Origin of the sequence: Massilia mucilaginosa, from assembly GCF_011682145.1 — a bacterium.
Taxonomy (GTDB): Bacteria; Pseudomonadota; Gammaproteobacteria; order Burkholderiales; family Burkholderiaceae_D; genus Telluria_A; species Telluria_A mucilaginosa.
Window position 1 is genome coordinate 18947 of record NZ_WHJH01000039.1, and the last position, 13868, is coordinate 32814.

Here is a 13868-nt window from a genome sequence, read left to right on the forward strand (position 1 = left end):
GTCTCCGCCGGTGTCAGGTCTGACAAACGGACACGAACTGAGCTGAGAATAGCGGCTGGGCTCGTGTCCGAATGTCAGACCTGACACCCTCCGCCGGTGTCAGGTCTGACAAACGGACACGAACTGAGCTGAGAATAGCGGCTGGGCTCGTGTCCGAATGTCAGACCTGACACCGGATGGGAGGTGCTAGAACACCGGTTCGCTAGCGATCGGCTCACGGCGCGCAGGCCGCGCCGGTTTATCCCGCCAACGCTTCTTCTTGCGCTCGAACCGGTCCAGCGCCAGATACATCGCCGGCGTCACGTACAGCGTAATGAGCTGCGAAAACACCAGCCCCCCAACCACCGCCAAGCCAAGTGGCTGGCGCAGCTCGGCGCCCGCGCCCCAGCCCAGCGCAATCGGCAGGGCGCCCATCAGCGCGGCAATGGTCGTCATCATGATCGGCCGAAAGCGCAGCAGGCAGGCCTGGCGCACCGCCAGCTCCGGCGCCATGCCTTCCTCGCGCTGCAAATGCAGGGCGAAGTCGATGATCATGATCGCGTTCTTCTTCACGATCCCGATCAGCAGCAAGATGCCCACCACCGCGATCATGGTCAGCTCCATCCCGAACAGCCATAACGTGAGCAGCGCACCGACCGCCGCCGACGGCAGCCCCGCCAGGATGGTCAGCGGGTGAATATAGCTTTCGTACAGCACCCCGAGCAGGATGTAGATGACCGCGAGCGCGGCCACGATCAGCCACACCTGGCTCGATTGCGCCTCCTGGAACACGGCCGCGTCGCCGCCGTAGCGCGCCACGATCGACGCCGGCAGCTTCATCTCGCGCGCCATCGCGTCGATGGCGCCGGTCGCGTCGCCCAAGGCCACGCCGGGCGCCAGGTTGAACGACAGCGTAATCGCCTGCAGCTGCCCCTGGTGATTGACCGACAGCGGCCCGATGCTGCGCTCCACCGTCGCAAAGCTCGATACGTTCACCAGTTCACCCGCCTTGCTGCGCACCGACAGATGGCCCAGCGCATCCTCGAACTGGCGCTCGGCCTGCGTCGATTCCAGGATCACCGAATAGGTGGCGGCGGCGCCGTAAATGGTCGCCACCTGGCGTTCGCCAAACGCCGAATACAAGGCGCTGCGCAGATCGGCGATCCGCACACCCAGCACGGCCGCCTTGTCGCGGTCCACCTTCAGCCTCGCCTGCAAGCCCTGGTTGCGCGCGTCGCTGGTCACGTCGGCAAAGCGCGCATCGGCCCGCATCCGCTCCAGGAAACCGGCGGCCCATTCATCCGGCCCGCCAGCCCCCACGCTTTGCAAGGTGTACTGATAGCGGCTCTTGCTGGACCGTCCACCGACCTGGAAATTCTGCACCGGCTTGAAGTACACGCCCACGCCGGCGATGCCGCTGGTGGCGCGTTTCAGGCTCTTGACCACCTCGGCCATCGGCGCGCGTTCTCCGCGTGGTTTGAGCAGCAGGAACAAGCTGCCGTTGTTGTCGCCGCTGACCGACGACGACACGTCGCGCACATTCGGATCGGCCTTGACCGCCGCCGCCACCTTCATGTGCAGTGCCAGCATGGCGGACGACGAAATATCCTCCGATGCCTCGGTCGAGACGCGGATCTGGCCCAGGTCTTCCTCCGGCAGCAGCCCCTTGGGAATGGCCGCGTACAGCCCCACCGTCAGCGCCAGGATGGCCAGCGCCGCCAGCAGCACCGCGCCGCGCCGCGCGAGCGCCCGCTCGAGCGAGCCCGCATAGGCGCGCTCCAGGCGCCCGAACAGGCTGGCCTTGTCCGCCACGTGCTGTTCATCGTCGTGCAGCAGGCGGCTCGCGAGCATCGGCACCAGGGTGAGCGACACCAGCGCCGACACCAGCACCGCCAGCGATACCACCACCGCGAATTCGTGGAACAGCAATCCCATCACGCCCGGCATGAAGAAAATCGGCATGAACACCGCCGCCAGCGAGATCGAAATCGACACGATGGTCAGGCTCACCTCGCGCGAGCCGGTAATGGCCCCGTCAAGCGGGTTTTTGCCTGCCTCGACATGGCGCACGATATTTTCAAGCACCACAATCGCATCGTCCACCACCAGCCCCACCGCCAGCGTGATCCCCAGCAGCGATACGTTATTCAGGCTGTAGCCGAGCCAGTGCATCAATAGCAGTGTCCCCAGCAGGGACACGGGAATCGTCAGCGCCGGAATCATCGTCGCCGCGGCGCGCCGCAGGAACAGGAAGATCACCAGGATCACCAGGGCGATGGTCAGCCAGAGCGTGATGTTCACGTCAATCATCGCCTCGCGCACCGATACCGAACGGTCGTTGATGATATTGACCGCGACCGATTGCGGCAGCTGTCCGCGCATGCGATCGAGCGTCCGCTTGGCCGCGTCCACCACCGCCAGGGTATTCGCATCGGGCTGGCGGAACAGCAGCAGCACGATCGAGCGCTCGCCGTTGAAACTGGTGGCCGAGCGCACCGACTGGTAGCTGTCTTCCACAGTGGCCACGTCTTCCAGGCGCACCGGCTGGCCGCCGCGCATGGCTACGATCAGGCCCGCGTAATCGGCCGCCTTGAGCAGTTGCGCGTTACCCTGGATGACCATGGTCTGCGCCGGTCCGTCCAGCACACCGAGCGGCGAATTGGCGTTGGCCGCCTGCAGCGCGGCCGACAGTTCGTCCATCGACAGATCGCGCGCCTTCATGCGGCCCTGATCGGCGCGCACGCGCACGGCAAAACGCTTCTGGCCCAGCACCGTCATCTGCGCCACGCCCGGCAGGCCGGACAAGGCCGGCGCGATCAGGTTCTCGGCGTAGTCGTTCAGCTCCGACAGGTCCATCGACGGCGATGTCATTTCCATCGACAGCACCGCCGCCTCGGCCGGATTGACCTTGCGGTACGAGGGCAGCTCGGTCATCTCGCGCGGCAGTGCGCGCTGCGCCCGCAGCAGCGCTGCCTGCACGTCCACCGCCGCGGCATTGATGTCGATGGCCGGCCCGAACTCCAGCGTCAGCGAGGTCGCGCCCAGGGTGCTGGTGGAGGTCATCAGGCTCACGCCGGCCACCGCCGAAAACTCCTTCTCCAGCGGCAGCGCCACCGACGACGCCATGGTGTCGGGACTGGCCCCCGGCAGGTTGGCCTGCACGTTGATGACCGGCGTGTTGTAGCTCGGCAGCGCGGATACGGGAATGAAGCGGTATGCCAGCAGCCCGGCGATCACCAGGCTGGCCGACAGCAGCACCACCATCACCGGGCGCTCGATGCACAATGCGGAGAGGTTCATCCCTGGCCCGCCTTGATGCGCGCACCGGTCTTAAGATTCTGCTTGCCCTCGGTGACGATGGTCTCGCTACCCGCCAGGCCGCTCACCGCCGCATTCGATCCGAATGCGTGCAGCCGCTTCACAGGCACCTGCTTCACCGTGCGGTCGGCCCCCACCACGTACACGAAGCTGCCGGCGGGACTGGTGATCATCGCCGCTTGCGGAATCACGACCGCGCCGCGCAGCGTGCGCACGGTGACGCGCGCGTCCACATACTGGCCCGGCCACATGGCGGCGTCGCCATTCTCGAAACTCGCCTTGACCCGGATCGCGCCGGCCACCGGGTCGACGCTGTTGTCGATGAAGCTGAGCGTTCCGCTGCGTTTGCCGGCTTCGACCGCCACCGCGCCGCGCTGGTGCGCCGCCAGCAGCTCGCCCACATGCGACTCAGGCAGGGTGAACGCCACCGCAATCGGATCGAGCCGCGTGACCGTGACCAGCAGGGTGCTGACCTGCACCAGGCTGCCCGGATACACGTTGACCGCGCCGACCCGGCCCGCCATCGGCGCGCGGATCGCGTTGAAGCCGGCGTCCACCCGCACGGCGCGCAGCGCCGCCTGGTCCGCCCGCAGCAGAGCGCGCGCGGCATCGACTTCGCTGCGCAGCGTGTCCACGGCGGTGACGGCGATGAACTGCTTTTCCAGCAGTTCCGCGCTGCGCCGGTAACGCTGCTCAAGGCCGGCCAGCGCCGCCTCGTCGCGCATCACCTGCGCCTGCGCGCGTTCCACATTGGCGCGTGCGGCACGGTCGTCGAGCGAAAACAGCAACTGGCCTTCCTTGACGAACTGGCCCTCGCGGATATGCACTTGCTTGACCGTGCTGGTAGTCTGCGCATGCACGTCCACCACGCTCGTTGGCGTCACCGTGCCGGTCGCGCGCAGCACCACCGGCACGTCGCGCACGACGGGCGTGACCGTGTTGACGACGATGTCGGGCGGGGAGGGCGACGCCGTCGCTGTGGCCGATGCGGCGCGGGCGGGCGTGCTCCAGACGCGTGCCGCGCAGGCCACCGCCACCGCGCCGCACAGCATCGCGATCGCGTATTCCTTCTTCATGCGGCCTCCCGCGCGCGCGGCGCCAGGCGGAACAGGCCGAACGCGGAGAGGAGCCCGACCGCGCAAAAGATCATCCACGGCAGCTGGGGCCACTGGCGCGCGCCGGAGAACTCGACCAGCCAGCCGCCGGTCACGTTGCCGATCGCGCCGCCAAGGGCCAGGCTGAGCGAACTAAAACCGAGAAAGGTCCCCAGCGCCTGCGGATTGGCCATGCTGGCGATCAGGTTCTGCATCGTCGGCCGCACCAGGATCGCGCCGATCGAAAACGCCGCCACGCACACCAGGAAGGCCGCAAAGGTATGCGCCAGGGCGATGGCGCCGGCGCCCAGCGCGATGATGGTCACGCCCAGCACCAGGATCTGCTGCGTCGACAGCCACTTTTCCGCCACCCGCAGCAGGTGGTATTGCAGCAGCACCGTCAGGGCGGCGCTGAGCGCGAACATGATGCCCACGCTGTCCTGGTTCCCGCTCAGGCGCTCGGCCAGCAGCGGGAAGCTGATATTGATCTGCACCGCCACGAACCAGTAGCCCATCATCAGGCCTGTGAACAGTAAAAAGGGACGGTCGCGCGTGACCAGCCCGAGACGATGCGCCATTGGACGCGGCGCCTCCGGGCTTGCCAGCGGCGGCAGCATCCACAGGGCGATGCCGCAGTTGAGCGCAAAGCACGCGGCCGCGGCGAGGCATACCATCTGGAAGTCGACATGCAGCAGCGCCACGCCGACCAGCGGGCCGACGGTGCTGGCAATGCCGCTGACCCAGTTACTGAGCGCGTAGTAGCGCGGCCGCGTCTCTTCCGTCGTCAGGGCCGCAATCGCCGCCTGGTAGGGCGCTTCGAACAGCGCGCCGCCCAGCGCCGACACCACCATCGCCACGCACAGCATCACGGCGTCGTCGGCGAAGGCCAGGCTGGCGAAACCGGCGGCGCGCAGCAGCACGCCGAGGCAGATCATGGGCCGCACGCCGAAGCGGTCGGCCAGCATGCCGCCCACCAGCGCGAGGCCCTGCTGCGTTATCTGGCGCAGCGCCAGCGCGCCGCCGACCACGGCCGCCGCCATGCCGGCATTGCTCACGAAGTGCACGCTCACCAGCGGCATCAGCATGGCAAAGCCGACCACCATCAGGAAGGTATACACCAGCAGCGCATTGAGCCCGCGCTTGCGGACCTGGTCGGACAGAACGGTCATGATGCGCGGTACAGGTAGACGGAGGTTGGATCGGCGCTGAATTGCGAGAACGGGAACGGCTCGGCGCATACCGCGGCCACGCCGTCGCCCAGAAAGCGCGGAATGATGCCGCTGCCGGTCTGCGCGTAGACGATCAGCGCAATCCCGCGCCGGCGCGCCGCCATCAGGATCTGGTCGAACGAGCCGTTCGACAGGGTCATGCCGGTGGCGATGATCATGTCGGCCGTCTCCAGGATCGGCAGCATGTCGCGCGCCACTTCCAGACCGCTTTGCGTGCGCTCCATGTTGAAGTCGCACGGCAGGCAAATGCCGCCGTTGCGCGTAATGGCGTCCACCAGCGGGTTGACCACGCCGATCAGGCCCACGCGCTGGCCCGGCGTGATCGACACCAGCGCGGCAATCGCGTTGTCGCGCGCCACCGCCCGCACCGGCGGCGCGCCGGCTGGCAGCGGCATGGCCTGCGCCAGCGCCGACTCGCGCGGCGGGCGCACCGCGTTCAGGTACGCGTCGAGCGCGGCGATGCGCACCGGCAGGCGCGGATCGACCAGCAGGTCGGCCACGCTCGACCCGGCCAGCGCGGGTGCAATCGTCGGGTCGAGCGCATCGCGTTCGATGCAGCAGGCGCCGAACGCCGCGCCCACGCGCAGCACCAGGTAATAGTTGCGATAGGTTTGCTGGGTACCCGGAAAACGCGTGCTTTGCGAAATCCACGACGCGCCGACCACGTGCAGCGATGCCGGCGCCGGTCCATACAGGCCGGCCTGCACGTCTTCGATCAGGCCCGCCACGTTCCACGGCGCGGCCGGCTCCCTGGCGTCGCCCGCAAAACTGATCTCGACCCTGCTCAATGCCCGCTCGGCATACTTGCGCGCATCCAGGCCGTCCGGATCGATGGCCACCACGTGGCCGAGGTAGCAGGCGTTGTCGATCGGCGCGGCCAGCTCCTTGCCGGTCGCATTCGTGATCAGCGCACGCGCCACGTGCGGCGCGCCGGCCACGCTGTCGATGCCGTTCATGGCCTTGACCCGTCCCGCGCCCTGCGGCACCAGGAACTTGATGGCGGCGCTCTGCACGCCGGTGTCCTTGCGCGTGAGGTCGGGCTGGCGGCCGAGCGCCAGGTCGATCTGGGCCGACAGAAACTCGATGCCGGTGACCCGCTCGATCAGCTCCGCAATGTAGTTGCCGCCCGGGCGCGGGTTGATTTCGACGATGCGCGGCCCCTTGCGCGTGATTTTCACTTCGGTGTGGCTGATGCCGTGGTCGAAGCCGACCGCCGCAAGCGCCGCCGTCACCAGTTCGCACACGGCGTCGGTGACGTCGCCGTCCAGCCGCGCCGGGAACATGTGGCCATCCTCGATGAAGTAGGGGAAGCCGGTCAGGCTCTTGTCGGTGACGCCGATGATGGTCGTCTGCCCGCCGAAGGTGCAGGCCTCCACGCTGACTTCCTCGCCTTTCATGTACTCTTCCAGCAGCCAGAGCGGCTCGCGCGCCTGCTCGCGGAAGTTGACCGGGAACGCCTCCAGCGCGCTGAACGCCGCGTGCAGTTCGTCTTCGTCCCCGACCAGCTTGACGAAGGCGCTCGACGCCAGGTCGGACGGCTTGAGGATCAGCGGGTAGCCGATCTCGCGCGCCGCCGCGCGCGCCGCATCCCACGACGTCACCGCGGCAAACGCCGGATTGGGCAGGCCGGCTTTTGCCAGCGCCGCGCGCACCAGGTGCTTGCGGCGCACCATCGCCACGTTGCTGCAGAAGGCCTGCGGCAGCTCCAATGCCTGCGCCACCTGGGCCACGGTGTCGATGTAGTAGTCGCAGATGGTCACCACGCCGTCGAATCCCAGCACGCGGTGCTGGGCGCGCAAAAAGGCGACCAGCGCCGGCACGTCGTTCGTTTCGGTGGTGAGCACATTGGCGGCGTGCGCCAGCACCGGGTGAATCGGTGCCTCGGCGCCATCCAGATAGTGGCCGCGGTTGCGCGTGACGAACGTGTAGGTGTGTCCGGCGCCGGTGATGGTGGCCGGGAAAATACGGCCGGTGCCGCCGACCCAGCTTTCGATCATTAACAGGTGTGCCATGCTTGAATACTCCCTTTTCAGTTGATTGATTCGGTGGCGGCGCGGCGGTTCCAGGCCATCACCGACCAGGGCAGGACGAGGTCCGCGTGCGCGTCGACGTGGGTGGGCGCCAGGTCATGCAGTTCCAGCGCGTTCTCGTGCTGCGCGAAGACCGCGTCCACGTAGCGGTGGCCGGTGTCGGGCGCGATGAACAGCACGTTGCGCTCGGGCCGCAGCTGCGCTTCGCGCGCCGCCGCCAGGTAGCAGCAGCCGCTCGACAGCCCGGCGAAGATGGCGTGCCGGCGCAGCAGGGCGACTGCGCCCGCCAGGCCGTAATCGAAGCCGATCCAGTGAATCTGGTCGTACAGCGCGTGCTGCACGTTGCGAAACGGGATGCCGGTGCCGATGCCGGCGATGATGATGCCCGGGTCTTCGATGTGCGCGCAGCCAAAGGTGACGCTGCCGAAGGGCTGCACGCCGACCAGCTCCACCGCCTCGTCGGTGCGGCGCAGGGCGCGCGCCAGGCCGCCGGTCGAGCAGCCCGAGCCCACGCCGCCGACAATGGTCAGGCCGTCGGTGCCGAGCAGGCGTTCGATCTCGCTGGCGATCGGCTCGTAGCCGGCGTAGTGAATGTCGTCGTGGTACTGCTGCATCCAGTGCACGTGCGGATTGGCCGCGCGGATCTCGCCGATGCGCGCCACACGCAGGCTTTGGTCCATCTTCAGGGTGGCCGACGGCGGCACCTGTTCCACGTTCGCGCCGAGCAGCTGGAGCTGCACCATCAGTGTCTTGTCCACCGTTTTCGAGGCGATGATGTGGCACTGCATGTCGAACTTGTGGCACGCCAGTGCCAGCGCGTAGGCGTAGATGCCGCTTGAGCTGTCGAGCAGCGTATCGCCTCGCTTGACCACGCCCGCCGCCAGCAGGCGCTCCACCGCCACCAGGGTCGAATATACCTTCATCGTCTCGAAGCGGGCGACGTACAGGTTGGGGCCGAGGCGTACGAAGTCCGGCGCCTTGATGGCGTCCGCAATGTGATCGAACATGGTCAGAATCCTGTCTGGACGAAGCGGCTTTGATACCCAAGGCCGCGAAAGAATGACGAAAGTGCGCCCATTTGCGTGGGCCCCGGTTTGTGGATGAACAGGTAGCCCGCCAGGCTGCCCGTGTGTGCGACGAAGATGCCGTCGGCTCCGTAGCGCGCCTGGTTCTTGAGCAGCACGCCCAGGTTGCGCTTGGGGATGGCGTCCTGCCCCAGCACCGCGCTGACCGTGGCGCAGGCGGCAATCGCACCGAGGTCGCCGCGCAAGAAGGCATCGACGGCGTTATCGAGATTGGCGGTGTAGGGCGTGAGCCGTTCCTGGTACAGCGACAGCAGGCGCGCTCCCGTTTTTTCGGTATCGATGCGGTTGCCCTCATCGATATAGCAGGCGTGAAAAGTCGGGGCGCTGCCGAAGCACTGCACCACTTGCTGGCGCCCGCTCAGGTACAGCGCGTACGTCTCCAGAAAGACGCTGTCCGAGCGCTCGATCGCGCGCAGGGTGGCCGATATCGATTCGCCGCACGACGCGATGCCGAAGATGGCGTCGAGACAGCGGATGGTGGCCACGATGTCGGCCGTCGAACTGGCCATGCCTTTCCCTTCCAGCAGTTCCGAATCGTGGCTCCAGGTCCCGGGCGGCAGTTGCCTGCCGTGCCGCGCAAGGTAATGGGCGATGGCTTGCTGGCACTTGGTTTTGGTGGCCAGCGCGTTGTCCGCGCCGGCCCGCTCGCCATGGGTGAAATGCATGCAGCTGTATTTCTTGACCGGCAGCGAGATCAGGCTGATCTGCGCCGCGCCATTCTCGATGTACGGGCCTTGAATCAGCTCGCCCAGGGTGCCGTGGCAGATCCCGCTGCTGATCGTTTCCTGCGTGCTGGCATGCCAGCTGAAGTTGGGGCGCGCCGCCGGTGTGTATCTGCTGTCTGCGAAGTCGATGGAAGGCACGGGATCATGGCTTTCGTGGTGGAGGTCGAGAGAGAGTTACGTGACTGCTTGGCGTTAACGATAATCCATTCTCATTAGCGAGGCAAGCATTTGTTCGGCTTTATGGGATAATGGGTTTTTGCTTCAATAGCCTTGCCATGGAACGTTCTACACGCCAGCGGACAGCGATTCGTACTGTCATCGATGCGGCGGCCCGCCCGCTCACGCCCCAGGAAATTCTCGCCGGGGTACGCGAAACCGTGTCCGAGATCGGTATCGCGACCATTTACCGCAACCTCAAGCTGCTGCTCGACGACGGCACCATCCAGACCGTGAGCCTGCCGGGCGAAAACGCGCGCTACGAAATGAGCCACGCGGCGCACCACCATCACCACCACTTTCATTGCATGCCGTGCGACCGGGTGTTCGATGTGGAAGGCTGCCCTGGGTCGATGGACAGCCTCGCGCCGGCCGGGTTTGTGATCGACCGCCACGAGCTGACCTTGTACGGCGTATGCGCCGACTGCTCGGTGGAGCGCGCCAAGGAGGCGCCAGTGCCCAAGCGCCGGGCGCGCGCGCCGAAGACGCACTGAAAAGTCGATCCACCTCTCCCCTCGTCGTTCCCGCCGAGTGCCGCCTTGGCGCGGGAACGACGTTACGCTTACACCTTGAACTTCCTCCCGCTCCACAGCACCAGCATCACCCCGCCCGCCAGCAGCCACAAATACCCCACCGCGCCGCCAATGCTGCGTGCCACGCCATCGAGCGGCCGGTCCGCCTCGAAGCGCGGAATCCTGTCATGCTCGGTAAAGTTCATTCGCCCCGCACAGCCCTGGCACGCCGTGCCCGGCCGGGCCGCTTCGGCCATTGCGCGCGGCCAGAAGAACGCCCGCAGTTGGTCCGTATACTCGCCGGTGCGCTTGATGAAGCGCTTGTGCCGTTCCACGCCGCTGCCCGCAGCCTGCTGCAGCAAGGTGTCGAACACCATCGCCGGCGACAGCCAGCGCAGCGCGGCGGCCTTGCCCGAAGCGAGATCGTTCTGGCGCACCGACGCCGCGGCGCGCTCGGCCACCTGGCGCTCCACCGCCTGCTGCACCGCGATCTGCTTGGTCGCATACGATACCTTGCCAACCCGCTCCGCCGCCGCCGCATACGCCGGATCGGCGCGCGCCAATGCAACGAACAGCGCATCGCGCTCGGCCGGCTTGAAGTCGTTCGCGCGGCGCAGGTCGTCCAGGTACAGCAGCGGCGACTGCGCTGGATACGCCATGCCGATCAGCAGCGCACCGGCCGCCGGTACGAAGAACGTCAATCCGATCCACACCGACACCAGCCGCAGGTAACTGCCCACCACCCCGATGCGGCTGGCCACCAGCGCCGTCAGCGCCACCCAGAACAGGGTGAAGCCGGCCAGCGCTGCGCCCAGCAGCAGCATGGTGTCCATGGTCTGCACACTCCAGCAGGGCGTGCCCGCCACCAGCAGGGCCAGCACGGTCGCCCCCAGCGTGAACGGCACGCAGACGACGGCGACCACGCTGAACTTGAGCATCACCAGCTGGCGGAACGACGGCAGTTGCGCCGCCATCAGCCGCAGCGCGCCGGAGTCGCGTTCGGCCGCCAGGCGCGAGGCGCCGATGGCGATCAGGGCCAGCGGCAGCACATACACCAGCACGAACGACAGGTCGAAGTCGCCCAGGCTCAGGATGCGCGGGTTGATGAAGTCGAACGAGGCCGCCGGCGGCGCCACATAATCCAGATCGGTCTTGATGTAGAACGGCAGCAGGCGCGACTGGCCGATGGCGATGCCCGCCAGCGGCGACGGCGGCTTGACCGCATACGCGGCGAGGCCATAGCGCATGTAGCCGGCGGCGTCGGACGGGTCCTGCCAGTACGGCAGCACCGCGTCAAGCGGGCGGCTGTAGCGCGCCACGTCGGCCTGCTGCTTCGCCACCTTGGCCGCCGCGTGCACTTTCACCCGGTCGACGGTGGCCTGCTGCGCGTCGGCGTTGGCCTGGCCGTTGACCGCCCCCCAGGCCAGCGCCGCGAACAGCAGCGCGCCGATAATCCATGTGAAGCGCGCCTTGAGCAGCATCGCCAGTTCGAACCGGAACAGTGCGCGCGTCATGGCCGCACCCCTTTCGCTGCGCGCCAGGCGGCAAGGCCGGCCACAGCGCACCATCCCGACAGCAGCAGCAGGGGCGCCGCCGCATTCGCCAGCACGCTGCCGAGTGGCGGCGCGCGGTAGGCAAACGCCGGCACCGCTTCCCAGAATTGCTGGCCGGTTGATTTGCTGGCGTCTTCGTGTTCCGTGTGTCGCATCAAATCTCCATTGAGGCGGTTGACCATCGCGCGCCGGTAGGTTTCGGCCGCTTCGATGAAATGCCTGTGCTGATAAAAGTCGGTGCCGGCGACGGCCGCGCCGGAGGCTTGCAGCGCCACCGTCGGCGTGAATGCGCCCAGCCAGCCGAAGGTACGGTCCTGCTGTTCGACCGAATCGTAGAAGCGCCCCAGCACGCGGTCGAACACCGCATGCGATTCGCGCTCCGACTGGTCGAGCTGCGCGGCGCGCACATTGGTGGCGCCGGCCTTGATCAGGGCCTGGCGCCGCGCTTCCCATTTGTCGGCCCCTTCGTACGCGGGCGACTCGGTTTCAAGATGGCTGCGCACTTCCTGGTACGAGGGCACCGGCGCCAGCACCTGCGCCGCATTGCCGGCGGCGCGCGGCAGCACCACGCACAGCACCAGCCAGAGCACCAGCATGATGGTCAGCGCCGCGCGCGCACTGGGCGCCTTGAGCGACACGGCCAGCGCGATCAGCAGGAACACCAGCAGGTACAGGAAGTTCAGCAGGCTCCAGAGGGCTAGCCGGCCGGCGCCGCCCCAGCCGGCATCGGGCAGGGCCTGCAAGGCGTACGACCCCATCGCCACCACGGGAGCGAGCGCCATGCACACCAGCAGGCCCACCATCACCGCGAAGCGCGACAGCAGCAGCCGTCCCGGCGTGGCGCCGTTACCGAAGGCCATGCGCAGGGTGCCGCGCTGGCGGTCCTGGGCAAAGCCGGCAAAGCCGAGCAGGATCGCGAACATCGGCCCCAGCACTTCGAGCACCTGCGCCACCGAGGCGGCGCTGCGCATGATCGGATCGGCATCCTGGTTGGGGCGGAAAATCATTTCGTTGCGCTTGTGCGCTTCGAGCCAGACCGACAGGCCGACAAACGGCTCGATGCCAGGCGCGAGCACCTGCAGCGGCGACGACGGCTTGACCGCCCACACGCCGAAGTGGGCCGCGCTGTGCGGGTCTTTCTGGCCCTGCGCGACCCAGCGCGCGCGCTCGGATGCGGCGAAGCGCGTGCGTTCGTCGGCCATGCGCGCGGCGCTGTTCATCGACGCGAAAAACACGATCAGCAGCAGCACCGGCGCCAGCATGGCAACCCAGCGCAGGCGCGGTTCGCGCCACAGGCGCTGCGCTTCGGCGCGCAGCAGCGCCGTACGTAAAGTCGCAGGCAAACCCCGGCTCATCGCGCCAGCTCCGCGATGTAGACCTGTTCGAGCGTCGCGTGTTCGGTTGTCTGCGGATCGATCTCGCGTTCGATGCGGCCCGCGTGCAGCACGCCCACGCGGGTAGCGACTTCCTTGATGCGGTACAGGTCATGCGTGGCCATGAGGATGGCGACGCCGCGCTGCGATGCGGCGCGCAGCAGGCCGGACAGCTCGGACGCGGCCAGCGGATCGAGTCCCGAAGTCGGCTCGTCGAGCAGCAGCAGCTTGGCCTCGCGCGCCATGGCGATCGCAATCCCGACCTTCTGACGCATGCCTTTGGAGTAGTTGCGCGCGTGGCGGTCGTGGGCGTCGGCGCGCAGGCCGGCCTCTAGGAGCAGGCGGCGCAGGGTGGCGTCGTCGAGCTCTTTCGACGCCAGCAGCGAAAAGTAGCGCAGGTTTTCCAGTCCGCTCAGTTCCGGATAAATCGCCACCTGTTCGGGCAGATAGGCAATCGAACTGCGCGTGCGGGCCGCGTCGCCGGCCACCGGCTCGCCGCACACATGGATGCTGCCGCCGTCCGGCTGCAGGAAGCCGAGGATCAAATTGAGCGTGGTGGTCTTGCCGGCGCCATTCGGCGCGAGCAGCGCGTACACCTCGCCCGCCTGCAAGGTGAGCGAGAGGCCGTTCAGGGCCACGCGCTCGCCGAAACGGCGCGTGACGTTGTCCATCTGGAGGGCTGGTTTCATCATGTCCATGGGTTGGCTTAACTAAAAGATTGCGAAAGTGTCGAGGACTATACGATAATGAGAAC

Annotated in this window: 10 protein-coding genes; 1 reads left to right on the plus strand and 9 read right to left on the minus strand. The window is 67.3% G+C overall.

Features of this window, described 5'->3' with window-relative positions; translation table 11 throughout:
• Nucleotides 1-186 precede the first annotated feature (186 nt).
• Genes F2P45_RS24210 through F2P45_RS24235 form a run of 6 tightly spaced genes read right to left on the minus strand, consistent with a single transcriptional unit; the run spans nucleotide 187 to nucleotide 9598 of the window.
• The gene (locus tag F2P45_RS24210; RefSeq protein WP_166880662.1) at nucleotides 187-3279 is read right to left on the minus strand and encodes an efflux RND transporter permease subunit; all 3093 of its coding nucleotides are present in this window, start codon (nucleotides 3277-3279) and stop codon (nucleotides 187-189) included.
• Entirely contained in the window at nucleotides 3276-4373 is a 1098-nt protein-coding gene (locus tag F2P45_RS24215) for an efflux RND transporter periplasmic adaptor subunit (RefSeq protein ID WP_166880663.1), read from the minus strand. Before F2P45_RS24215 ends, F2P45_RS24210 begins: the two co-directional genes overlap by 4 nt.
• On the minus strand, nucleotides 4370-5560 hold the full coding sequence (locus F2P45_RS24220; protein ID WP_166880665.1) for an MFS transporter: 1191 nt from the start codon (nucleotides 5558-5560) through the stop codon (nucleotides 4370-4372). The genes F2P45_RS24215 and F2P45_RS24220 overlap by 4 nt, the downstream gene beginning before the upstream one ends.
• Nucleotides 5557-7632, minus strand: a complete 2076-nt coding sequence (locus tag F2P45_RS35745; protein WP_223164821.1) for an ATP-grasp domain-containing protein — start codon at nucleotides 7630-7632, stop codon at nucleotides 5557-5559. The genes F2P45_RS24220 and F2P45_RS35745 overlap by 4 nt, the downstream gene beginning before the upstream one ends.
• A 17-nt stretch (nucleotides 7633-7649) precedes the next feature.
• Nucleotides 7650-8657 (minus strand): pyridoxal-phosphate dependent enzyme, encoded by a 1008-nt coding sequence (locus F2P45_RS24230; protein ID WP_166880667.1) that lies wholly within the window; start codon nucleotides 8655-8657, stop codon nucleotides 7650-7652.
• A 2-nt stretch (nucleotides 8658-8659) separates the two neighbouring features.
• Complete coding sequence (locus F2P45_RS24235) at nucleotides 8660-9598, minus strand: GHMP family kinase ATP-binding protein (protein ID WP_166880668.1); 939 nt, start codon at nucleotides 9596-9598, stop codon at nucleotides 8660-8662.
• 137 nt (nucleotides 9599-9735) lie between these two features.
• On the opposite strand from F2P45_RS24235, the gene F2P45_RS24240 reads away from it, so the two are divergent.
• The gene (locus F2P45_RS24240; protein WP_166880670.1) at nucleotides 9736-10170 is read left to right on the plus strand and encodes a Fur family transcriptional regulator; all 435 of its coding nucleotides are present in this window, start codon (nucleotides 9736-9738) and stop codon (nucleotides 10168-10170) included.
• 68 nt (nucleotides 10171-10238) lie between these two features.
• Here the strand turns inward: F2P45_RS24240 and F2P45_RS24245 are convergent, their stop codons facing one another.
• From F2P45_RS24245 to F2P45_RS24255, 3 genes are read right to left on the minus strand one after another with little or no spacing between them, the layout of a single operon-like run.
• Complete coding sequence (locus tag F2P45_RS24245; RefSeq protein WP_166880672.1) at nucleotides 10239-11702, minus strand: ABC transporter permease subunit; 1464 nt, start codon at nucleotides 11700-11702, stop codon at nucleotides 10239-10241.
• On the minus strand, nucleotides 11699-13084 hold the full coding sequence (locus F2P45_RS24250; protein WP_166880673.1) for an ABC transporter permease subunit: 1386 nt from the start codon (nucleotides 13082-13084) through the stop codon (nucleotides 11699-11701). Before F2P45_RS24250 ends, F2P45_RS24245 begins: the two co-directional genes overlap by 4 nt.
• Before the next feature lie 8 nt (nucleotides 13085-13092).
• Complete coding sequence (locus tag F2P45_RS24255; protein WP_229505267.1) at nucleotides 13093-13803, minus strand: ABC transporter ATP-binding protein; 711 nt, start codon at nucleotides 13801-13803, stop codon at nucleotides 13093-13095.
• Nucleotides 13804-13868: the final 65 nt, after the last annotated feature.

Coding starts and splice junctions, on each gene's coding strand:
- F2P45_RS24220 (WP_166880665.1), bottom strand. CDS start 5,560: ATGACCGTTCTGTCCGACCAGGTCCGCAAGCGCGGGCTCAATGCGCTG.
- F2P45_RS24210 (WP_166880662.1), bottom strand. CDS start 3,279: ATGAACCTCTCCGCATTGTGCATCGAGCGCCCGGTGATGGTGGTGCTG.
- F2P45_RS24245 (WP_166880672.1), bottom strand. CDS start 11,702: ATGACGCGCGCACTGTTCCGGTTCGAACTGGCGATGCTGCTCAAGGCG.
- F2P45_RS24240 (WP_166880670.1), top strand. CDS start 9,736: ATGGAACGTTCTACACGCCAGCGGACAGCGATTCGTACTGTCATCGAT.
- F2P45_RS24215 (WP_166880663.1), bottom strand. CDS start 4,373: ATGAAGAAGGAATACGCGATCGCGATGCTGTGCGGCGCGGTGGCGGTG.
- F2P45_RS35745 (WP_223164821.1), bottom strand. CDS start 7,632: ATGGCACACCTGTTAATGATCGAAAGCTGGGTCGGCGGCACCGGCCGT.
- F2P45_RS24255 (WP_229505267.1), bottom strand. CDS start 13,803: ATGAAACCAGCCCTCCAGATGGACAACGTCACGCGCCGTTTCGGCGAG.
- F2P45_RS24230 (WP_166880667.1), bottom strand. CDS start 8,657: ATGTTCGATCACATTGCGGACGCCATCAAGGCGCCGGACTTCGTACGC.